We start from the raw sequence: 21757 nt of genomic DNA, 5'->3' as shown, positions 1-21757 counted from the left end.
GATTCCTGCTGTTATCCTGACGTCAATGCTTACCCCCCTCCTTGAATGCTGTGAGGTATCGTCGTGGACCACCTGCCGATTTTTTGTCAATTACGCCATCGCGACTGCCTGCTTGTAGGCGGCGGCGATGTGGCTGAGCGCAAGGCGCGCCTGCTGCTGGAAGCGGGGGCCCGACTGACCGTGAATGCTCTCACCTTTACCCCGCAGTTTGACGTCTGGGCCCAGGAAGGGATGCTCACGCGGGTACAAGGAGAGTTTGATGAATCCCTGCTGGATACCTGCTGGCTGACCATTGCCGCAACGGATGACGATGCCGTGAATCAGCGCGTCAGCGATGCCTGCGAAGCGCGGCGTATCTTCTGCAACGTGGTAGATGCGCCGAAAGAAGCCAGCTTTATCATGCCGTCGATTATCGACCGCTCACCGCTGATGATTGCGGTGTCATCCGGTGGACGCTCTCCTGTTCTCGCCCGCCTGCTGCGGGAAAAACTGGAAGCCGTGCTGCCGCAGCATCTTGGTCAGATTGCCCACTATGCCGGACAACTTCGTTCCCGCGTGAAGCAAACCTTCGCGACCGTAGGGGAGCGTCGTCGCTTCTGGGAAAAGTTCTTTGTGAACGACAGGCTGGCGCAGTCGCTGGCGAACCAGGACACAAAAGCGGTGGAAGAGACGACCGAACAGTTACTGAACGAACCGCTGGATCACCGTGGAGAAGTGGTGCTGGTCGGCGCGGGTCCTGGCGATGCAGGCTTACTGACGCTGAAAGGCCTGCAACAGATCCAGCAGGCGGATATCGTGGTCTACGACCGCCTGGTCTCCGATGACATCATGAACCTGGTGCGTCGCGACGCCGATCGCGTCTTCGTCGGCAAGCGCGCGGGCTACCACTGCGTACCGCAGGAAGAGATTAACCAGATCCTGCTGCGCGAGGCGCAGAAAGGTAAGCGCGTGGTGCGTCTGAAAGGCGGCGATCCGTTTATCTTTGGTCGCGGCGGCGAAGAGCTGGAAACCCTGTGCAACGCAGGTATTCCGTTCTCCGTGGTGCCAGGGATTACGGCGGCGTCCGGCTGCTCAGCCTACTCCGGCATCCCGCTAACCCACCGCGATTACGCGCAGAGCGTGCGTCTGGTGACGGGCCACCTCAAAACCGGCAGCGAACTGGACTGGCATAACCTGGCCGCTGAAAAGCAGACGCTGGTCTTCTACATGGGGCTAAATCAGGCCGCCACCATTCAGGCGAAACTGCTGGAGCACGGCATGGAGGCAGATATGCCCGTTGCGCTGGTGGAAAACGGTACCGCCATTACGCAGCGTGTGGTCGATGGTGTGCTGACTCAACTCGGCGAGCTGGCGCAGCAGGTTGAAAGTCCGGCGTTGATTGTGGTGGGTCGCGTGGTTGAATTACGCGATAAGCTGAACTGGTTCTCGAATCACTGACACATATTTTTCCTTCTTCGAGTAGTCCTTAAGCGGACTACTCCCCTCTAACGGCTACCGCTAACATACCGCCCGCATAGTGGAACTTTTCCATTTATTCCCTCGTATTACATCCAATTTTTTAGACAAGGAATGCGTATGTTCAAGCTGGCAAAAGCCGCCGTTCTGGTTGGCCTGTTATCGACCCTGACGGCCTGTACCGGTCACGTTCAAAACACCAAAAATAACTGCAGCTACGATTATCTGCTGCACCCGGCGATCTCAATTTCGAAGATCATCGGTGGTTGCGGACAGGCGGCACAGCAGTAAGCCGTTTTCAGGCGTAAAAAAACCGGGATTACCCGGTTTTTTAGTTTTGGGAAGTGCGGCCTGATGCCCTCACCCTGACCCTCTCCCACAGAGAGAGGGAACAAACCCTAAAAACGGTAACGTGGTTACCGTTTTGCTTTTACCTATGGTTTACCAACAAACCCAATCGCTTCATACACCGCTTTGAGGGTTTCTGACGCGCGCGCGCTGGCTTTTTCCGCGCCGTCTTTCATCACCTTCTGCAGGAAAGCTTCGTCGTTACGGTAGCGGTGATAACGCTCCTGCAACTCGGTCAACATGCCGGAAACGGCGTCTGCCACTTCACCTTTCAGGTGGCCGTACATCTTGCCTTCGAAGTGCTGTTCCAGCTCTGAAATGCTCTGGCCGGTGACACCGGAGAGAATATCCAGCAGGTTGGAAACGCCCGCTTTATTCTGCACGTCGTAGCGCACCACTGGCGGCTCGTCGGAGTCGGTCACCGCACGCTTAAGCTTTTTAACCACGGATTTCGGATCTTCCAGCAGGCCAATAACGTTGTTGCGGTTATCGTCTGACTTGGACATCTTCTTGGTCGGTTCCAGCAGCGACATGACGCGTGCGCCCGATTTCGGAATAAACGGCTCTGGTACTTTAAACACCTCGCCATAAAGCGCGTTGAAGCGCTGGGCGATATCGCGGCTCAGCTCCAGGTGCTGTTTCTGGTCTTCACCGACAGGAACCTGGTTGGTCTGGTACAGCAGAATGTCAGCCGCCATCAGCACCGGATAGTCAAACAGACCGGCGTTGATGTTTTCAGAATAGCGTGCGGATTTATCCTTAAACTGGGTCATGCGGCTCAGTTCACCGAAGTAGGTGTAGCAGTTCAGCGCCCAGCCCAGCTGTGCGTGCTCTGGTACATGTGACTGAACGAAAATGGTGCTCTTCTCAGGATCGATGCCGCAGGCCAGATAGAGGGCGAGGGTGTCCAGGGTGGCTTTGCGCAGCTTCTCAGGATCCTGACGCGCAGTGATGGCATGAAGGTCCACGATGCAGTAAATGCAATGGTAGTCATCCTGCATGCTGACCCACTGACGCAACGCACCCATGTAGTTACCAATGGTCAATTCACCTGACGGCTGTGCGCCACTAAATACGATGGGCTTAGTCATTATTCAATTCCTGATGTTCACTGTGCGAAAGCCCGAGTGCGGGCAACAAATCTTTGAAGTGGTCGAACACAACATCCGGCTCACTCAGCGTAATGGCCTCACCGTAGTTGTAGCCATAGGTCAATCCGACGGAAGGACATCCTGCCGCGCGGGCAGCCAGAATATCATTGCGGGAATCCCCGACAAAGAGCAGCTCCGCAGGTGTTAAGGATAATTTTCCTGCCACCAGCAACAGCGGTTCCGGATGCGGCTTTTTGTTTTGCACATCATCGCCGCCCACAATCACGGAGAAATATTTCGCGATATCCAGCGCGTCGAGAAGAGGGGCAACAAACGGCGTGGGTTTATTGGTCACCAACCCAAGCGGGATGCCTTTGGCATGCAGCGCGCTCAGGGTTTCCTGGACGTCCGGGAAGAGAAAACTCCCCTCTTCAACGGTCTCTTCATAGAAACGATTGAACAGTTTGCGCAGAATACGCAGCTGCTCATCCTGAGGGATATCCGCGTGATCGACGCTCGGTTTGCCCTGCGCGGAACGCTGCGACGCGCGCTCCTGACGAGCCCACGTTAACGCGCGCTCCATCAGCACATCGGCACCGTTGCCAATCCACGTCACAACACGTTCTTCGCCCGCAACGGGCAGTTCAAGGGCATACAGCGCCTGATCCACGGCGCTCGTTAAGCCCGGCGCGCTGTCAACCAGCGTGCCGTCGAGGTCGAACGCTACACCCCGAATTGCCTGCAATTTATCCATGACTTACCTTCGCCAGCTCGTGGCGCATTTCATCAATGACTTTTTTGTAATCCGGTTGGTCGAAAATGGCCGACCCGGCAACGAACATATCCGCGCCCGCTGCCGCAATTTCACCAATGTTATTCACTTTCACACCGCCGTCCACTTCCAGGCGAATATCGTAGCCTGACTCATCAATACGACGGCGCACTTCGCGCAGCTTGTCCAGCGTATGAGGGATGAACGACTGACCGCCAAAGCCCGGGTTAACAGACATCAGCAAAATGACGTCCAGTTTATCCATGACATGATCGAGATAGCTCAACGGCGTGGCCGGGTTAAACACCAGACCCGCCTTACAGCCATTCTCTTTGATCAGCTGCAGGGTGCGGTCCACATGTTCAGAGGCTTCCGGATGGAAAGTGATAATGCTGGCCCCCGCCGCGGCGAAGTCTGGCACGATTCGGTCGACCGGCTTCACCATCAGGTGAACGTCGATCGGCGCGGTGATGCCGTAGTTACGCAGCGCCTTGAGCACCATTGGGCCAATCGTCAGGTTGGGGACATAGTGGTTATCCATAACGTCGAAATGGACGACATCTGCGCCAGCCGCGAGAGCTTTAGCCGTGTCTTCACCCAGGCGGGCAAAATCGGCCGACAGAATTGAGGGAGCAATCAAAAACTGTTTCATCCGCATCTCCTTGAAATGTGTTTACCGGCGGGCAAAACGGCTCAGGGGCGATAAAGAGCCAGGAGTTCGTCCACCTTTTTACGTGTGCCGCCGTTGCTGCTAATGCTACGCCGCACTTTAACCTGAAAATGCTTCGCGGCTTTATACCATTCGCGCGTATCAGGCGTATCGTGATTCGAAATTAACACCGGAATTCTTTTGCTGACCAGCTTTTCCGCCATCTCCGCCAGACGCGCCTGTTCGGCCGGGCTGAAGCTGTTGGTATGGTAGGCGGTGAAATTCGCCGTCGCCGACAGCGGGGCGTACGGAGGGTCACAGTAAACCACCGAATTTACGCCCGCCAGTTCCATACACTCCTCATAGGAGAGACAGTGGAACTCTGCATTCTGCGCTTTTGCAGCAAAGTGATATAACTCGTCCTGCGGGAAGTACGGGCGCTTATAACGACCAAACGGCACGTTGAATTCACCACGCAGATTATACCGGCACAGGCCGTTGTAACCATGACGGTTGAGATAGAGGAACAACAGAGCGCGGCGGAACGGATCCTGGCTCTGATTAAACTCCGTGCGGAACCGATAGTAGACGTCAGGGTTGTTGTTCTCAGGCGTAAACAGCTTACGCGCCTCTTCCACATACTCATCGGTACGCAGTTTGACGATGTTATAGAGGCTGATAAGGTCGCTGTTGATATCCGCGAGGATATAACGAGAAAAATCGGTGTTCAGGAACACCGATCCTGCACCCACGAAGGGCTCGATAAGACACTCGCCTTTTGGCAGGTGCTTTTTAATATCATCGAGCAGGGGGTATTTCCCCCCTGCCCATTTCAGAAAAGCGCGATTTTTTTTCATGCTGACTAACTGATTACACCTTCTCCGGCTGTGGAGAAAGCTCCGACAGCATCCTGCGCTTTAAACATTACTTCAGATCGGCCTGAACCTGATGAATCGGCTTCGCCCATGGGTTTTTAGCCTGAACATCTGCAGGCAGCGACGCCACGGCACGTTTCGCTTCATCTTTGGATGCATAAACCCCGCTAACCAACACATACCACGGTTGACCGTTTCGGGTCGTCTGATAAACCACATAGTTTTTCAGATTTGATTTCTTCGCCCAACCGTTGAGGTTGTCATAGTTAGACGAACTGCTCAACTGCAGCGTGTAGTTGCTGGATGGCGCAGATTTCAGCGAGCTGACGTTGCCTGCGGTTTTGCCTGCTGTCGTGCTGGAAGCCGTCGCGGCAGGCGCAGTGGTGGCCGCCGGTGCCGTTGTGGTCGCCGTCGCTTTCGGTGCAGTCTGCGTGACTGGCGCTTTGGCCGGCTCGTTCACGGCAGCTGTAGCCGTGTGTTTCGGCTGTGTCGGTGCGGCTTTCACTTCAGGCGCTTTGACTACGGCCTGAGGTTTGGTTTCACGCTTAGGCTCAATCACCGCCTGCTTACGTTCAGGACGTGTCGCCGTTTGCGTCTGACGCGGCTTGGTTTCCGTCGCCGCAGTTTGCGGCTGAGCGTTACCACCGCGAATCGGCGCAACGGTTGCAGGTTCAGTTGGCAGCGTAGAGTTCACCACAACGTTATCAACCTGCTGCTGGTTCTGTGGCTGCGTCAGTGCATTGTTCAGGTCTCCCTGAACTTCTACACGCTGCTGGCCTTCAGGCGTAACGGGAGCCTGGCCTTGAGCTGGGGTTGATGACACAGGCGGCAGGGAAACATCCTGCGGCGTCGTGGTGTTGCTGGCAGTCTGCTCAGCGGAAGTGGTGCCCGGCGCTGGCTGCGCACCGTTCGCCTGATCCGTCGCATCGTTACCGGAAAGATTAATGCTCTTCTCAGTAGAAGCCGTCTGCTCGGTTGAGTTCGTTGACGGTGCTTTCAGCGCGGAGCCAATGCCAACAATCAGCAGCACAAGCACCAAAACGCCAAGGCCCATCATAATATACTGGCGGGAAGCCGGTTTCTGCGCAGCGGCTTTTTTACGTTTACGCGGGCGACGCTCTACAGGCTGTTCGTCCATTGAATCTTCTTCGGACTCATAATCCTCTTCTTCTCGCTCATCACGCGCGTTGCGGCTACGCGAAGGGCGACGATCGTCTGCATCCAGTTCAACATCGTCAAAGTTGATCTGCGGCTCGTTATCACGTTCTGAAGATTGACGAGAACGACCAGTACGACGATCGCTGGGATCGGGTTTCAGCTCGTCTTCTGGTTTGAATTCATCCATTTAACACCCCACTCAAAGGCTTATGCCTACGTCTTTGCATTTCGCCTGAAGCTAAACGACCACCGGTAAAAGTGGCCTGACCTTTCTAGTTGTTACGCCTGCTGACAATCAGCGATAGCGCCAAGAACGACATCGTGCGACACTCCGCCGCGCACTTCACTCTTCCCTATTGCAAGCGGGAGTACAAGACGCATCTCACCTGCCAATACTTTTTTATCGCGCATCATGTGGGGTAAATACGCTTGCGCCGACATCTCCTGCGGCCCGGTTACCGGCAAACCTGCACGTTCAAGCAGCGCAATGATACGTGCCGTCTCTTCCGGTTTAAACTGACCCAGACGTTCAGAGGTGCGGGCTGCCATGACCATTCCGGCTGCGACGGCTTCACCGTGCAACCAGTTGCCGTAACCCATTTCGGCTTCAATGGCGTGACCAAACGTATGCCCAAGATTCAGTAAAGCACGTAAGCCGGTTTCACGCTCGTCTGCGGCGACAACTTCTGCTTTCAGTTCACAACAACGACGAATGCAGTATGCCAGTTTTGCTTCATCCAGGCGCAACAACGCATCCATATTCTCTTCCAGCCAGTTAAAGAACTCGCCATCCAGAATAATGCCGTATTTGATCACTTCAGCCAGACCCGAAGCCAGCTCGCGCGTCGGCAGGGTTTTCAGACAGTCGAGATCCACCACGACCGATGCGGGTTGGTAGAACGCGCCAATCATGTTTTTGCCGAGCGGATGGTTGACTGCGGTTTTGCCGCCGACAGAGGAGTCGACCTGTGACAGCAACGTGGTCGGGATTTGAATAAAACGAACGCCACGTTGATAACTTGCGGCCGCAAAGCCGGTCAGATCGCCCACAACACCGCCGCCCAGGGCAAGCAGTGTTGTATCGCGACCATGCGGTTTTTGCAGCAATGCGGTAAAGACGGTATCCAGTACCGTCAGGCTTTTATACTGCTCGCCATCGGGCAGAATCACACTGTCGACTTTAACGCCTGCCTGCTCAAGCAGGTGGCGTACGCGGTCGAGATAAAGCGGAGCCAGCGTCTCATTGGTGACCAGCATCGCCTGATCACCCGCTTTTAGTGGTAAAAAGGAAGCTGGGTCGTTAAACAAACCAGCCGCGATGGTGATAGGGTAACTACGTTCCCCGAGAGTAACTGTAATCCTCTCCATGACGCGACATCCACCTTTAATGCTTTACCCGCAGGCGAGTGTATATAAAGCCAGAATCAGTTGCTTTCCAGCATATGAATAATCTGGTTTGCAACCACTTTAGCGCTCTGATCGTCAGTGCGAATGGTCACATCGGCAATCTCTTCGTACAGCGGATTGCGTTCATCGGCCAACGCTTCCAGAACTTCGCGAGGTGGCGTTTCAACCTGCAGCAGCGGGCGCTTTTTATCGCGCTGCGTACGTGCCAGCTGTTTCTCAATGGTCGTCTCAAGATAGACCACTACGCCACGGGCGGAGAGACGGTTGCGGGTTTCGCGAGATTTCACAGAGCCGCCGCCTGTTGCCAGTACGATGCCCTGTTTTTCCGTGAGTTCGTTGATCACTTTTTCTTCTCGGTCACGGAAACCTTCTTCGCCTTCTACATCGAAAACCCAGCCCACATCAGCTCCGGTTCGTTTCTCAATCTCTTGATCAGAATCGTAAAATTCCATATTGAGTTGTTGAGCTAACTGACGCCCAATAGTGCTTTTGCCGGCACCCATAGGCCCAACCAGAAAGATATTGCGTTTCTCTGCCATTTTATCGGTACTACTAAGACTATTCGTTAATGGTAATCCCCGCTTCGCAGACACCCGGCGTAGCAGGACATGAACTGAAACCTCATATGCAATAGAGCGAGAGTCAGACTAAAAATTATCTCAATACTCCGGCTTGTTTGGCAACTGATTAAATCACCACGCCGGTCGCATAAGGTAATAAGACGTAAGTCCAACTCAAATCGGTACTCCTTGTATGCTAATTCATGCCCCACGTCAAACATCTGCAACAAACTGAATGCAAAATCATTGCGGGGATCGTTACCCGTCAGTGAATAGCCACCAGACGTGGTGTAATAAACACCACTAACTCACGCCGTTCATTGTCTTTTCCATCATGGCGAAAAAGTTGTCCCAGCCAGGGGATGCGGCTAAGCCCGGGTACGCCGTCACTGCCGGTTTTATTCTTTTGCGAGAAAATCCCGCCCAGCGCCAGCGTTTCTCCACTTTTGACCTCCACCTGGGTTTCTATCTCCTGCTTGTCGATGGCCAGCGTTTCACCGTCAGCCTGCTGCAACACCTGTCCCGGCATGTTTTCACTGATGTGTAATTTCAGTCGCACGCGTCCACCGGGCAATACCACCGGCGTGACCTCCATTCCGAGTACTGCCTCTTTAAACTCCACCGAGGTCGCGCCGCTTTCGCCGCTTGAGACCTGATACGGGATCTCACTGCCCTGCTTGATGCTTGCCGGTTGCATATGCGAGGCCAGCAGCCGGGGGCTGGCGATGATATCGACCTGCTGTTTTTGTTCCAGCGCAGATAACTCCAGATCCAGCAGCCTGCCGTTAATCCGCCCGATGTTAAACCCCACATGGCTGGTTGCGCTGGCCACGGACAGATCGCTGCCAAGCGTCGTAATCTGTCCAACCCTGCCCGCCTCGGTAGCGTCAGCGAGATTCCATTTCACGCCCAGCTCACGGAGGCTTTTTTCATTAATGGTGACAATGTGCGCCGCCAGCTCAACCTGCTCGACGGGAATATCCATCTGCAACGCCCACTGCTGCAGCGCTTCCAGCGCGGCCGCGTTATCTCTGACCAGCAGGCGGTTGGTACGTTTGTCGACCGATACACTCCCCTTTGGACTCAGAAGCTTTTCCGCGGCTTTTTGCAGTTCCCCGGCATCCGCATATGAAAAAGGGAGGCTTTGCGAGACCAGCGGTGCATCAAGCTGTCGACGCGCCCGCTCCTGCTCTAAACGTTCCCGCCGATCGCGCAGCCATGCCGGGGTATGAACATAAAAAATGCTGCGCTCCTCGTGCAAAACGAGCCCGGCGCTGGCAATGACCGTCTGCAATGCTTGCCGCCAGGGGACGCCCGTCAGATTAAGCGAGAGCGTGCCGCTGACATCGGGCGATATCACCAGATTACAGTTCTCCTGCGTAACCAGTGCCTGGAGCACCTGGGCCACAGGAACATCATCCACCACCAGCGTGACCGGCTTTGGCGCGGCGGCCCACAGCGGGTGGCTGAACGCCAGCAGCAACAGCACTATCCTTAACGTCATTTGTATCCTTTCCTTCTCGTTGCCACGTCCATTGCCCGGGTTCACATGTCTCCCCCACGGCAATGACCAGTTCCGTTTCATTGATGGCGGTTATCTGCCAGCCCGCCGGAAAACGATCGCGCATTTTCATACGATGCCAGCGCTGTTGCCCGTCCTGTAAAATAGCCAGTCGCTGCTGTCCTGCTACCATTCCGCGGTAGTGCCACTGCGCCAGCTCGCCCGTAGCGCAAGGGTCATCCGGCGGACGAAACGGATCGCGCATGCCGGTCAATAACAGCACGGAACAAACCAGCAGACCCTTCGCGCTATTTCGCATGTTCCAGCTCCAGCCGCAGGCGTAACACCGTACTTTGGGGTGAAATCGTATAAGCAGCGACCTGCACATCCCGCTGTGCCAGCCGGGAAAAGAGTGCGGGGATCGCCTGCCACGCCGATTCCAGCGCCAGTTCGCCGCCGTTTTGCAACGGCTTCCAGTGCAGGAGCGTTGTTCCTTCACCCTGAAAATCGAGCGGCGAAAATGGCATCATCTCCCGTGCAGTCTGGGTTTCCGGACGAAGCGTTGTCTTACTGGCGGAAGGCCACAGCGACGCGTTAGTCCGCACCTCCTGGACCAGCTGCTGCTGTCGCTCTGTACACTGCCTCTCAACTGGCCGAAGCACCGTGCTCCATGCTGCCAGTCCCACAAGGAAAATCCCCAGACACATGCAGATCAGCCGACACCAGGGGCGGCTATCACACCAGCGTTCTAACAAAGTCTCCACGCGCTACCCCTCGCTTTTCAGGTACAGCGTGAACATCCAGCGCCCCTGGCTATCCTGCCGAAGCTCCCCTTCAGGCCCGGGCGTAAAGCCGGCGAGTTGTCCCACCCCGTTGCGCAGCGCAGAGAGAGCCGGAAGGGTGGAGGCATACCCGATCATCATCAGCGCGGGAGGCTGATAACGCAGCTCTGTCAGCCAGACCTGTGGGGGCATGGCGCGGGAAAGTGATTCCAGCACCGGTTGCCATGCGTGTCGTTGCAGCGTGCCCGCAGGCTTCTGCGTCACGGTGGTCAGTTTCTGGCGAGACATAAGGCCACGCTGCACGGACTGGATTCCCACAAGCTGACTTCGCAGCGCGCGCAGCGTTACCTGATGATTCATTCGCAGACTGAAAACGATCATGAGGATCAGCAGCGACGTGCTGATAAACATGCCGCCCCAGAAACGCAGGCATCGCGCGCGACGCTGCTGACGCCAGGGCAGGAAATTGGTGACGTTCATTCAGGCTCCTCACTCATAGCCAGTGCCAGCGCGACGGTAAAGTCAGCTCCGCATTCGGGGAGAGGAGCATGGCAGCGTTGCAGGGTTTCCCATGGCGTCTGTTGGGTATCAAATAGCGCGATGTCGTTCGGGTTGAGGGCCAGCAGCGCCGCCAGCTCAGTGACGTTTTCTGCTTCAGTGGTGTATCGACGTCCCCACTGGTGGCGCATGGCCCACAGCCATTGATGCTGATCCCGCCAGGCGACGCACGGCGTCGGTGCTACCGCAGGGAGCAGGTTCGCCAGCGCGCTGGCATCCGGGGTGATGGTCGCCAGCCGCAAATGCAGTGTTTTCGCCAGCGCCAGCAGCGTTTCAACCTCCTTGTTTTGTGCGGCAGTGACGTGATACGTATTGCTGAACGTATCCTGGGTGTAATCGAAACAGAGGGTATCTGCGGACATCTCCAGTTCGCGCGAGAGCGACGCGCCCAGCCATGAGAGCTGTTCGCTGTCGCGCAGCGCAACCGCCGGGCGGGGAAGCGACCTTTGCAGAGTGCGCGCGGCTGGGAATGAGAGATAGACCCGGTGATAATGCGGCAGCGTCTTTCGCCAGTCGCGCAACGCATTAACCAGCTGTTCCGGCTGGCAAATTTTGCCGTCACGAATCGTGCCTTCAGCAAGAGTGAATGCCCACCAGCGGCGTAAACACCAGCCGCCTCTCTCCCGGGCCAGCGCCGCAATCAGCACCCTATCCTGTTGAATATGAACGCCCGTTTGCCATGTTTTGAAAGCCATGCTTCACGATCTCCTTATCGCCCGTCGCCGTGACGGCTATATCAATGAATCAGGCTTGCCTTTATACTACCGCGCGATTGTTTAGAAACTGCCCAAGTGAAACCAAATGGGAAATCTCCGGTGAAGTTCGTAAAGTATTTATTCATCCTTGCAGTCTGTTGCATTCTGCTGGGAGCAGGCTCGATTTACGGTTTGTACAAATATATTGAGCCACAGCTACCTGATGTCGCCACGCTTCGCGATGTGCGGCTCCAGATCCCGATGCAAGTCTATAGCGCCGATGGCGAATTGATGGCGCAGTATGGCGAGAAGCGTCGTATCCCGCTGACCTTAAACCAAATTCCGCCCGTGATGGTGAAAGCCTTTATCGCCACCGAGGACAGCCGTTTTTACGAGCACCACGGTGTCGATCCGGTGGGGATTTTCCGCGCCGCGAGCATTGCGTTGTTCTCTGGTCATGCCTCCCAGGGGGCAAGTACCATTACGCAGCAGCTGGCGCGTAACTTCTTCCTCAGCCCTGAAAAAACGCTGATACGTAAGATCAAAGAGGTGTTCCTGGCGATCCGTATTGAGCAGTTGCTGAGCAAGGACGAAATCCTTGAGTTGTACCTCAATAAAATCTACCTGGGCTACCGTGCTTATGGCGTGGGGGCTGCGGCACAGGTGTATTTCGGTAAACCGGTGGATCAACTCACCTTAAGCGAAATGGCCACCATCGCCGGTCTGCCTAAAGCGCCTTCTACGTTTAACCCGCTCTATTCGCTCGATCGCGCCACCTCGCGTCGTAACGTCGTCCTGTCACGTATGCTGAGCGAAGGCTATATCAGCCAGAGCGAGTACGACCAGGCACGCAACGATGTCATTGACGCCAACTACCACGCCCCTGAGATCGCCTTCTCTGCGCCTTACCTGACCGAAATGGTGCGCCAGGAGATGGTGAGTCGTTATGGCGACAAGGCCTATGAAGATGGCTATCGCGTGTACACCACCGTCACTCGCAAAGTGCAGCAGGCGGCTCAGGAGGCGGTGCGCAACAACGTGATGGACTACGACATGCGTCACGGCTATCGCGGCCCGTCAAACGTGCTCTGGAAAGTGGGTGAAAGCGCGTGGGACAGCAAAAAAATCACCAGCACGCTGAGGGCGCTGCCAACCTATGGCCCGCTCCTCCCTGCTGTCGTGACGCAGGCCAATCCTCAGGAAGCCGTTGCGACCCTGGCGGATGGCACTTCCGTCTCCCTGCGTATGGACGGGATGCGTTGGGCACGACCTTACCGTTCGGACACTCTGCAAGGGCCAACCCCGCGTAAAGTCACCGACGTGGTACAGACCGGACAGCAAATCTGGGTGCGTAAGGTGGGCGATGCCTGGTGGCTGGCGCAGGTCCCTGACGTCAACTCGGCCCTGGTCTCGATCAACCCACAGAATGGTGCGGTCATGGCACTGGTTGGCGGGTTCGATTTCAACCAGAGCAAGTTCAACCGCGCGACTCAGGCACTGCGTCAGGTTGGCTCCAACATCAAGCCGTTCCTCTACACTGCGGCGATGGATAAGGGCTTAACCCTTGCCAGCATCCTTAACGACGTGCCTATCTCCCGCTGGGACGCCGGTGCCGGTTCCGACTGGCAGCCGAAAAACTCGCCTGCGGAATATGCCGGCCCTATTCGTCTTCGTCAGGGTCTGGGACAGTCGAAAAACGTGGTGATGGTACGTGCCATGCGCGCAATGGGCGTTGACTATGCGGCAGAGTATCTGCAGCGTTTCGGCTTCCCGGCGCAGAACATCGTTCGCACCGAGTCGCTGGCGTTAGGCTCCGCTTCCTTTACCCCGCTTCAGGTCGCACGTGGATACTCGGTGATGGCCAACGGTGGCTTCCTGGTTGACCCGTTCTTCATCAGTAAAATCGAGAACGATCAGGGCGGCGTGCTGTTTGAGGCAAAACCGAAAATTGCCTGCCCTGAGTGCGATATCCCTGTCATTTACGGCAATACACCGAAATCCGAGGTGCTTGAAAACAAGGACATGGAAGACCCTGCCGTGTCTCAGGAGCAGCCGAATATCGTTGTACCGCAGCCACAGCTGGAGCAGGCTAACCAGTCGCTGGTTGCACAGACCGGCGCGCAGGAGTATGCCCCGCATGTGATCAACACGCCGCTGTCATTCCTGATCAAGAGCGCGCTGAACACCAACATCTTCGGTGAACCAGGCTGGCAAGGTACCGGCTGGCGTGCGGGACGCGATTTACAGCGCCATGATATCGGCGGTAAAACGGGTACCACCAACAGCTCGAAAGATGCATGGTTCTCCGGCTACGGTCCGGGCGTAGTGACCTCGGTGTGGATCGGTTTCGACGATCATCGCCGTGACTTAGGTCGTACCACGGCATCCGGCGCGATTAAAGATCAGATTTCCGGCTACGAAGGCGGCGCGAAAAGCGCACAACCGGCGTGGGATGCGTACATGAAATCCGTTCTTGAAGGCGTACCAGAGCAGCCATTAACGCCACCGCCGGGTGTGGTCACGGTCAATATCGACCGTAGCACCGGACAGCTCGCTAATGGCGGTAATAGCCGCGCCGAGTATTTCATCGAAGGCACGCAGCCAACCACGCAGGCGGTGCATGAGGTGGGTACAGAGATTATTGATAACGGCGAAACGCACGAGCTGTTCTAAGCATAAAAATGCCCGGTAAAAACCGGGCAAAGAATCCCAGGCCGGGTAAGGCGTAGCCGCCACCCGGCTTTTTTTATGACCTACAACCGCCCCTGCCCCTTCAACCATTCCCGAACCAGGAACAACGCGCTCACGTTGCGGGCCTCGTTAAAGTCTGGGTCTTCCAGCAGATCCATCAGATGCGCCAGCGGCCAGCGCACCTGCGGCAGCGGTTCCGGCTCATCTCCCTCCAGCGATTCAGGGTAGAGATCTTCAGCCACCACAATATTCATTTTGCTGGAAAAATAGGATGGCGCCATGCTCAGTTTTTTCAGGAACGACAGCTCATTCGCGCCAAAACCCACCTCTTCTTTCAGCTCACGGTTTGCCGCTTCAAAGACCGTTTCACCCGGGTCGATCAGTCCTTTGGAAAACCCAAGTTCGTAAGATTCTGTTCCCACGGCGTATTCGCGGATCAAAATCAGATGATCGTCGACGATAGGGACAATCATCACCGCTTCGCGCGAAGAGGGGCGCATACGTTCATAAACACGACGCACACCGTTGCTGAACTCCAGGTCCACACTTTCAACATTAAACAGGCGCGATTTGGCGACAGTTTCAACATTCAGAATGGTGGGTTTTTGTAGTGGTTTGCTCATCTTGATGGGGTCTTAACAGTGTGAACTGGCTTTATTGTGCGATATGCCGCACGGTTTCGGCAATGTCAATCGCTCTTTATTTACATTTATGCAACGTAGCTGGGATCAATCCTCAATTCAAAACAAATGTCAAGAGGTTGAAATGTTTCCAGGAATTTGCTGATATCGCGCCATAAGAGGCTTTGCTATCATCACTGGTCACTGGGATGCGCTTCAGAATGCTCAAGTTCGACTCCATACTTGCCGATAGCCAGCCACAGACTCTCATTCAATGTAAAGGTGCTACTGATTACACCTGTAAGAAGATTAGTAAGATGGGGAAAGCATGAGCACCATTTTGATTGTTCTCGCTGCTATGCTGGCCAGCGCATTGATTGCAGGGTGGCTGTACTGGCGACGCGCACAGCGCCGTTACCGGCTGCCTTTTTTAAATGCCTTCGCGGGTGCGACCACCCGTAAACTCGCGCAAGATGAGCGCGATGCAGTTGAAAACTATCTCGAAACGCTGAACCGTACCCAGTTATCGCCTGGGCCGACGGGAGCCACAGCTGCGCCTGTCGCACTGAAACTTAACGCGCAGAGCGACACCGTGCTCTGCGTGACGCGTTCCATTACTCGCTACGGTATCACAACGGACGACCCCAACAAGTGGCGCTACTATCTTGATTCCGTCGAGGTACATCTGCCCCCCTCCTGGGAACAGTACATTAACGACGAAAACAGCGTTGAGCTGATTCATACCGATTCGCTGCCGCTGGTTATCTCGCTTAACGGTCATACCCTGAGTGAATATCTTCACGAAGCTCCGCGTTTTGCGCTGGAACGCGCGAGTTCTACACAGGCCTCCATTCGTGGCGAAGAGACCGAGCAGATCGAACTGCTGAACATTCGTCAGGAAACGCATGAAGAATACGCCCTGAGCCGTCCGGACGGCATCCGTGAAGCCATTCTGATCGTTGCCGCTTTCCTGCTCTTTTTTGTCTGCCTGCTGACGCCGGACGTCTTTGTTCCGTGGCTGGCGGGGGGCGCTGTGCTGCTTCTGGCTGCCGGACTGTGGGGGCTTTTTGCACCGCCGGCCAAAACCTCGTTGCGGGAGATCCACTGCCTGCGCGGCACACCAAAGCGCTGGGGTCTTTTCGGTGAAAACGATCAGGAGCATCTCAACAATATTTCGCTCGGTATTATCGACCTTATCTATCCGCGCCACTGGCAACCGTGGATCGCGCAGGATTTAGGGCAGAAAACCGATATTGATATCTACCTTGACCGCCACGTTGTGCGTCAGGGACGCTTCCTGTCTCTGCATGATGAAGTGAAAAATTTCCCGCTTCAGCACTGGCTCCGTAGCACGGTCATTGCTGGCGGCGCCGCGCTGGTGTTTATCATGCTGCTGCTTTTCGTGCCGCTGGATATGCCCATCAAATTCACCCTGTCGTGGATTAAAGGCGCGCAGACCATCGAAGCGACCAGCGTCAACCAGCTGGATGAAGCAGGGGTACGGGTGGGCGATACGCTGCGCCTGAAGGGAACCGGGATGTGTAATATCCACAGCCCGGGCGGATGGAACACGCGGCAGAGCTCGCCTTTCATGCCGTTCGACTGCTCGCAAATTATCTGGAACGACGCGCCGCCGCTGCCATTACCGGAATCCGAAGTGGTGAATAAAGCCACGGCGCTGACCCAGACGGTTAACCGCCAGCTGCACCCGAAAGCGGATGACGATTCACGCGTCAGCCCTGCGCTCCGTTCTGCCATCCAGAAGTCAGGCATGGTTCTCCTGGATGACTTTGGCGATATCGTTCTCAAAACCCAGGATTTATGTTCCTCGCAGGATGAGTGCATACGCCTCAAAAACGCGCTGGTTAACCTGGGGAACAGCAAAGACTGGGACTCACTGGTCAAACGCGCCGAAGCGGGACGACTGGACGGCGTCAACGTCCTGCTGCGCCCGGTAAGCGCCGAATCGCTGGATAACCTGGTCGCCACGTCGACATCGCCGTTTATGATGCGCGAAACCACCCGTGCGGCGCAGGCGCTCAACAGCCCGGCACCGGGCGGCTTTGTGATTGTCAGCGATGAGGGCAGCGACCTGGTCGATCAGCCTTACCCGCAGGTGGCGCTTTATGACTATCCGGCACAGGAGCAGTGGGGTCAGTTCCAGCGTCTGGCGCAGATGCTGATGCAAACCCCCTTCAGCGCCGAAGGGATTGTCACCAGTATTTATACCGATGCCAACGGCACCCGTCATATCGGCCTGCACCGGATGCCGGATAGCGCAGGATTGTGGCGATACATTGGCACCTCTCTGCTGATGATCGCCATGCTTATCGCCATTGTCTGGAACGGTATTATGGCGCTGCGCCGCTATCAACGCTCGCGCACCCGTCTTGCTGAGATCCAGCAATATTATGAAAATTGCCTTAATCCCAAGCTGATCCCCTCCTCCGAGAGCCTGATCTGATAACCTCGTTGCGCGACAAGATGTGCTACCCTGTCGCGCACGTTTCTTCTGGCTGGAGTTCCCCCTTATGCATCTTGATATCGACTGGCAGCAGGTCGACACCGTTCTGCTGGATATGGACGGCACACTGCTCGATCTCGCCTTTGATAACTATTTCTGGCAAAAGCTGGTACCGGAAACCTACGGCGAACAGCAGGGTATCTCCCCGGCAGAAGCACAGGCATTCATTCGTTCGCAATATAGCGCGGTGCAACATACGCTAAACTGGTACTGTCTTGACTACTGGAGCGAGCGCCTCGGTTTGGATATTTGTGCCATGACCACCGCCCAGGGCCCGCGCGCGGTACTGCGCGAAGATACGGTTCCGTTCCTGGACGCGCTGAAAGCCAGCGGCAAGCGCCGTATTTTGCTGACCAACGCGCATCCACATAATCTGGCCGTGAAGCTGGAGCACACGGGGCTGGCATCGCACCTTGATTTATTGCTTTCTACCCACACATTTGGTTATCCGAAAGAGGATCAGCGGTTGTGGCATGCGGTGAAGGAAGAGACCGGCTTGCAGCCGGAACGCACGCTGTTCATTGACGACAGCGAGCCCATTCTGGATTCCGCGGCAACGTTTGGCATTCGCTATTGTCTGGGCGTCACCAATCCTGACTCTGGCCTGGCTGAAAAACGCTATCTGCGACATCCTGGACTGAACGACTACCGCCAGATGATCCCCTCACTGACCGTGAAGGAGACGCCATGAAAGAAAAACCCTCTGACGGGGTAAGACTGGATAAATGGCTGTGGGCGGCCCGTTTTTATAAAACGCGCGCCCTTGCCCGCGAGATGGTTGACGGCGGTAAAGTGCATTACAACGGCCAGCGCAGCAAGCCGAGCAAGCTGGTTGAGCTGAACGCCACCTTAACGCTACGCCAGGGCAACGATGAAAAAACGGTGGTGATTAAAGCCATTACCGAACAACGTCGGCCCGCATCGGAAGCCGCACTGCTTTATGAAGAGACGGCGGAAAGCGTTGAGAAACGCGAGAAGACCGCGCTGGCGCGCAAAATGAATGCGCTAACCATGCCCCACCCGGACCGGCGGCCGGATAAAAAAGAGCGCCGCGATCTGATGAAATTTAAACACGGTGAGACAGAGTAACCCTCACCCGCACGAGAGATGAAAATGGCCCAACACGACCAATTACACCGCTATCTGTTTGAACAATTCGCCGTGCGCGGCGAACTGGTCACCGTATCCGAAACCTGGAAACAGATTCTGGAAAACCACAATTACCCGCTGCCGGTGAAGACCCTGTTGGGCGAACTGCTGGTTGCCACCAGCCTGCTGACCGCGACGCTGAAATTTGCCGGTGATATTACCGTGCAGTTGCAGGGTGACGGCCCAATGACGCTGGCAGTGATCAACGGCAATAACCAGCAGCAGATGCGCGGCGTCGCACGCGTTCAGGGCGATGTGCCAGAAAATGCAGACCTCAAAACGCTGGTGGGGAATGGCTACCTGGTGATCACCATCTCCCCTGAGGAAGGTGAACGCTATCAGGGCGTGGTCGGCCTCGAAGGGGATACCCTGGCAGCCTGCCTGGAAGATTACTTCATGCGTTCTGAACAGCTGCCGACGCGTCTGTTCATCCGCACCGGTGAAGTGGATGGTCAGCCTGCTGCGGGCGGTATGCTGCTGCAAGTTCTGCCAGCCCAGGACGCACAGACCAATGACTTCGAGCACCTGGCGACGCTGACCGAAACCGTCAAAGCAGAAGAGCTGTTTAACCTGTCGGCGACTGACGTGCTGTGGCGTCTGTACCACGAAGAAGAAGTGACCGTTTACGACCCGCAGGCGGTGGAGTTCAAATGCTCCTGTTCTCGCGAACGCTGCGCGGGTGCGCTGAAAACCCTGCCAGATGAAGAGATCGACAGCATCATGGCGGAAGACGGCGAAATTGATATGCACTGTGACTACTGCGGTACGCACTATGTGTTCAATTCAATGGATATCGCTGAGATCCGCAACAACGCCTCCCCGGCGGATCCGCAGGTTCACTAATCCCCTTCCCTCTCCCCATCCAGTTCCCTCTCCCAGTGGGAGAGGGTTAGGGTGAGGGCAAAAAACCTCGCTTAAGCTGAATCGTTTTCCGTATGTAACTCTTACGTAATTTTCTTACGTGTATGCGATTACATTCACATTCTCTCCGATAAAATCACCAGCCTTTAACCTTTTCGGAACATTTTCCCCAACCAAAAAGCGATTCCTGCGATAATCCGCCTGCACTGTGACTGGAGTCGCAGCGTTTTCCGTTAGTAAGGGTTTTGTCCAGATGCGTAAATCTATGAGCCCCGTCGCGGTTAACAACCCCAGAAAAACCCTACAATTTCAGGCAGTACATATTGGCTAAGGAGCAGTGATATGCGTGTTACTGGTTTAACCCCGCAAGATCTCAAGGCTTATGGTATTCACGACGTCCAGGAAGTCGTCTACAACCCCGACTACGATACGCTGTATCAGGAAGAGCTCAATCCAGCACTGGAAGGATACGAGCGCGGTGTGTTGACGAATCTTGGTGCTATCGCCGTCGATACTGGTATTTTTACCGGTCGTTCGCCGAAAGATAAGTATATCGTCCGAGACGAAACCACCCGCGATACGCTGTGGTGGGCTGACAAAGGCAAAGGGAAGAACGACAACAAACCGCTCTCTCCGGAAACCTGGCTGCATCTGAAAGGGCTCGTCACCCATCAACTTTCTGGCAAGCGTCTGTTTATCGTAGACGCTTTCTGCGGCGCTAACGCCGACACCCGTCTCTCCGTACGTTTCATTACCGAAGTAGCCTGGCAGGCGCATTTCGTGAAGAACATGTTTATTCGTCCAACCGACGAAGAGCTGCAGGACTTCACGCCTGACTTCATCGTAATGAACGGTGCGAAATGCACTAACCCGCAGTGGAAAGAGCAGGGCCTGAACTCCGAAAACTTTGTCGCCTTCAACCTGACCGAGCGTATCCAGCTGATCGGCGGTACCTGGTACGGCGGCGAGATGAAGAAAGGGATGTTCTCGGTCATGAACTACCTGCTGCCACTGCGCGGCATCGCGTCCATGCACTGCTCGGCGAACGTCGGCGAGAAAGGCGATGTGGCGGTGTTCTTCGGCCTGTCCGGCACAGGGAAAACCACCCTCTCCACCGACCCGAAACGTCGTCTGATTGGCGATGACGAACACGGCTGGGACGATGACGGCGTGTTTAACTTTGAAGGCGGCTGCTACGCGAAGACCATTCGCCTGTCAGAAGAGGCTGAGCCGGATATCTTACACGCAATCCGTCGCGATGCGCTGCTGGAAAACGTCACCGTACGTGCCGACGGCTCTATCGACTTTGACGACGCCTCGAAAACCGAAAACACGCGCGTGTCATACCCGATCTACCACATCGACAACATCGTGAAGCCGGTGTCAAAAGCGGGTCATGCTACGAAGGTGATTTTCCTGACGGCGGATGCCTTTGGCGTGCTGCCTCCGGTATCTCGCCTGACCGCCAGCCAGACGCAGTACCACTTCCTCTCTGGGTTTACGGCCAAACTGGCGGGTACCGAGCGCGGCGTGACGGAGCCAACCCCAACCTTCTCCGCCTGCTTCGGCGCAGCATTCCTGTCGCTGCACCCGACGCAGTATGCTGAAGTGCTGGTGAAACGCATGCAGGCGTCTGGCGCGCAGGCCTACCTGGTGAACACCGGCTGGAACGGGACTGGCAAACGTATCTCTATCAAGGATACTCGCGCCATTATCGACGCCATTCTGGATGGTTCTCTCGATAACGCCGAAACCTTCACGCTGCCGATGTTTGACCTGGCCATTCCAACGTCGCTGCCGGGCGTGGATACGCATATCCTCGACCCGCGCAATACGTACGGTTCGCCGGAACAGTGGCGCGAGAAGGCAGAATCGCTGGCGAAGCTGTTTATTGAGAACTTCGAGAAATATACCGATACACCAGCGGGCGAAGCGCTGGTGAGTGCGGGACCGAAGCTGTAGCCCTTCTCCCTCTCCCTGTGGGAGAGGGCCAGGGTGGGGGCATCAGGCCGCAGAGGTCGCATGTTGTCGGGTGGCGGCTTCGCCTTACCCGACCTACAA

21 protein-coding genes are annotated in these 21757 nt (G+C 55.8%); 8 read left to right on the top strand and 13 right to left on the bottom strand.

Annotation, left to right across the window (positions count from 1 at the left end; translation table 11 throughout):
- Nucleotides 1-63: 63 nt before the first annotated feature.
- Both cysG and O1723_RS01760 read left to right on the top strand, forming a co-directional pair.
- Entirely contained in the window at nt 64-1437 is a 1374-nt protein-coding gene (gene cysG / locus O1723_RS01765; RefSeq protein ID WP_014885519.1) for a siroheme synthase CysG, read from the top strand.
- Nucleotides 1438-1575: 138 nt separating this feature from the next.
- Nucleotides 1576-1746 (top strand): YhfL family protein, encoded by a 171-nt coding sequence (locus tag O1723_RS01760; RefSeq protein ID WP_014885520.1) that lies wholly within the window; start codon nt 1576-1578, stop codon nt 1744-1746.
- Nucleotides 1747-1889: 143 nt separating this feature from the next.
- Here the strand turns inward: O1723_RS01760 and trpS are convergent, their stop codons facing one another.
- From trpS to O1723_RS01700, 12 genes are all read right to left on the bottom strand, one after another.
- The gene (trpS, locus tag O1723_RS01755; RefSeq protein ID WP_023337905.1) at nt 1890-2894 is read right to left on the bottom strand and encodes a tryptophan--tRNA ligase; all 1005 of its coding nucleotides are present in this window, start codon (nt 2892-2894) and stop codon (nt 1890-1892) included.
- Complete coding sequence (gene gph, locus O1723_RS01750; RefSeq protein WP_023337906.1) at nt 2887-3648, bottom strand: phosphoglycolate phosphatase; 762 nt, start codon at nt 3646-3648, stop codon at nt 2887-2889. The genes trpS and gph overlap by 8 nt, the downstream gene beginning before the upstream one ends.
- On the bottom strand, nt 3641-4318 hold the full coding sequence (gene rpe, locus O1723_RS01745; RefSeq protein ID WP_023337907.1) for a ribulose-phosphate 3-epimerase: 678 nt from the start codon (nt 4316-4318) through the stop codon (nt 3641-3643). The genes gph and rpe overlap by 8 nt, the downstream gene beginning before the upstream one ends.
- 41 nt (nt 4319-4359) lie before the next feature.
- The gene (gene dam, locus O1723_RS01740) at nt 4360-5172 is read right to left on the bottom strand and encodes an adenine-specific DNA-methyltransferase (RefSeq protein WP_014885524.1); all 813 of its coding nucleotides are present in this window, start codon (nt 5170-5172) and stop codon (nt 4360-4362) included.
- Between the two features lie 67 nt (nt 5173-5239).
- Nucleotides 5240-6535 (bottom strand): cell division protein DamX, encoded by a 1296-nt coding sequence (damX, locus tag O1723_RS01735; RefSeq protein ID WP_014885525.1) that lies wholly within the window; start codon nt 6533-6535, stop codon nt 5240-5242.
- A gap of 92 nt (nt 6536-6627) precedes the next feature.
- Nucleotides 6628-7716, bottom strand: a complete 1089-nt coding sequence (gene aroB, locus O1723_RS01730; RefSeq protein ID WP_014885526.1) for a 3-dehydroquinate synthase — start codon at nt 7714-7716, stop codon at nt 6628-6630.
- A 56-nt stretch (nt 7717-7772) separates the two neighbouring features.
- A complete protein-coding gene (aroK, locus tag O1723_RS01725; RefSeq protein ID WP_003861630.1) occupies nt 7773-8294 on the bottom strand; it encodes a shikimate kinase AroK in 522 nt (173 codons plus the stop codon).
- Between the two features lie 286 nt (nt 8295-8580).
- A complete protein-coding gene (hofQ, locus tag O1723_RS01720) occupies nt 8581-9819 on the bottom strand; it encodes a DNA uptake porin HofQ (protein WP_023337908.1) in 1239 nt (412 codons plus the stop codon).
- Complete coding sequence (locus tag O1723_RS01715; protein ID WP_032645323.1) at nt 9731-10135, bottom strand: HofP DNA utilization family protein; 405 nt, start codon at nt 10133-10135, stop codon at nt 9731-9733. Before O1723_RS01715 ends, hofQ begins: the two co-directional genes overlap by 89 nt.
- Nucleotides 10125-10580 carry a HofO family protein gene (locus O1723_RS01710; RefSeq protein ID WP_023337909.1) on the bottom strand — a complete coding sequence of 152 codons (456 nt, stop codon included), beginning with the start codon at nt 10578-10580 and terminating at the stop codon, nt 10125-10127. Before O1723_RS01710 ends, O1723_RS01715 begins: the two co-directional genes overlap by 11 nt.
- Before the next feature lie 3 nt (nt 10581-10583).
- Complete coding sequence (locus tag O1723_RS01705; protein ID WP_023337910.1) at nt 10584-11078, bottom strand: PilN domain-containing protein; 495 nt, start codon at nt 11076-11078, stop codon at nt 10584-10586.
- A complete protein-coding gene (locus O1723_RS01700) occupies nt 11075-11851 on the bottom strand; it encodes a type IV pilus biogenesis protein PilM (protein ID WP_023337911.1) in 777 nt (258 codons plus the stop codon). The genes O1723_RS01705 and O1723_RS01700 overlap by 4 nt, the downstream gene beginning before the upstream one ends.
- 120 nt (nt 11852-11971) lie before the next feature.
- Here O1723_RS01700 and mrcA point away from each other — a divergent pair, with 120 nt between their 5' ends.
- A complete protein-coding gene (mrcA, locus tag O1723_RS01695; RefSeq protein WP_014885532.1) occupies nt 11972-14524 on the top strand; it encodes a peptidoglycan glycosyltransferase/peptidoglycan DD-transpeptidase MrcA in 2553 nt (850 codons plus the stop codon).
- Between the two features lie 80 nt (nt 14525-14604).
- On the opposite strand, the gene nudE is transcribed toward mrcA, so the two are convergent.
- Complete coding sequence (nudE, locus tag O1723_RS01690) at nt 14605-15165, bottom strand: ADP compounds hydrolase NudE (RefSeq protein WP_008503041.1); 561 nt, start codon at nt 15163-15165, stop codon at nt 14605-14607.
- A gap of 325 nt (nt 15166-15490) precedes the next feature.
- Between nudE and O1723_RS01685 the strand changes: the two genes are divergently transcribed.
- The 5 genes from O1723_RS01685 (at nt 15491) to pckA (ending at nt 21658) form a co-directional block, all read left to right on the top strand.
- Nucleotides 15491-17626 carry an intracellular growth attenuator family protein gene (locus O1723_RS01685; RefSeq protein ID WP_014885533.1) on the top strand — a complete coding sequence of 712 codons (2136 nt, stop codon included), beginning with the start codon at nt 15491-15493 and terminating at the stop codon, nt 17624-17626.
- Between the two features lie 67 nt (nt 17627-17693).
- The gene (gene yrfG / locus O1723_RS01680) at nt 17694-18377 is read left to right on the top strand and encodes a GMP/IMP nucleotidase (protein ID WP_014885534.1); all 684 of its coding nucleotides are present in this window, start codon (nt 17694-17696) and stop codon (nt 18375-18377) included.
- Nucleotides 18374-18775 (top strand): ribosome-associated heat shock protein Hsp15, encoded by a 402-nt coding sequence (gene hslR, locus O1723_RS01675; RefSeq protein ID WP_014885535.1) that lies wholly within the window; start codon nt 18374-18376, stop codon nt 18773-18775. Before yrfG ends, hslR begins: the two co-directional genes overlap by 4 nt.
- Before the next feature lie 18 nt (nt 18776-18793).
- Complete coding sequence (gene hslO, locus O1723_RS01670) at nt 18794-19678, top strand: Hsp33 family molecular chaperone HslO (protein ID WP_162269363.1); 885 nt, start codon at nt 18794-18796, stop codon at nt 19676-19678.
- A 360-nt stretch (nt 19679-20038) separates the two neighbouring features.
- Nucleotides 20039-21658: a phosphoenolpyruvate carboxykinase (ATP) gene (gene pckA, locus O1723_RS01665; RefSeq protein WP_248191080.1), complete on the top strand. Its 1620-nt coding sequence runs from the start codon at nt 20039-20041 to the stop codon at nt 21656-21658.
- The last annotated feature ends 99 nt before the right edge of the window (nt 21659-21757 follow it).

The sequence above is a fragment of the Enterobacter cloacae complex sp. HYC080_NIDB genome (genome assembly GCF_056673325.1).
This window is presented reverse-complemented; position numbering and strand designations above follow the sequence as displayed.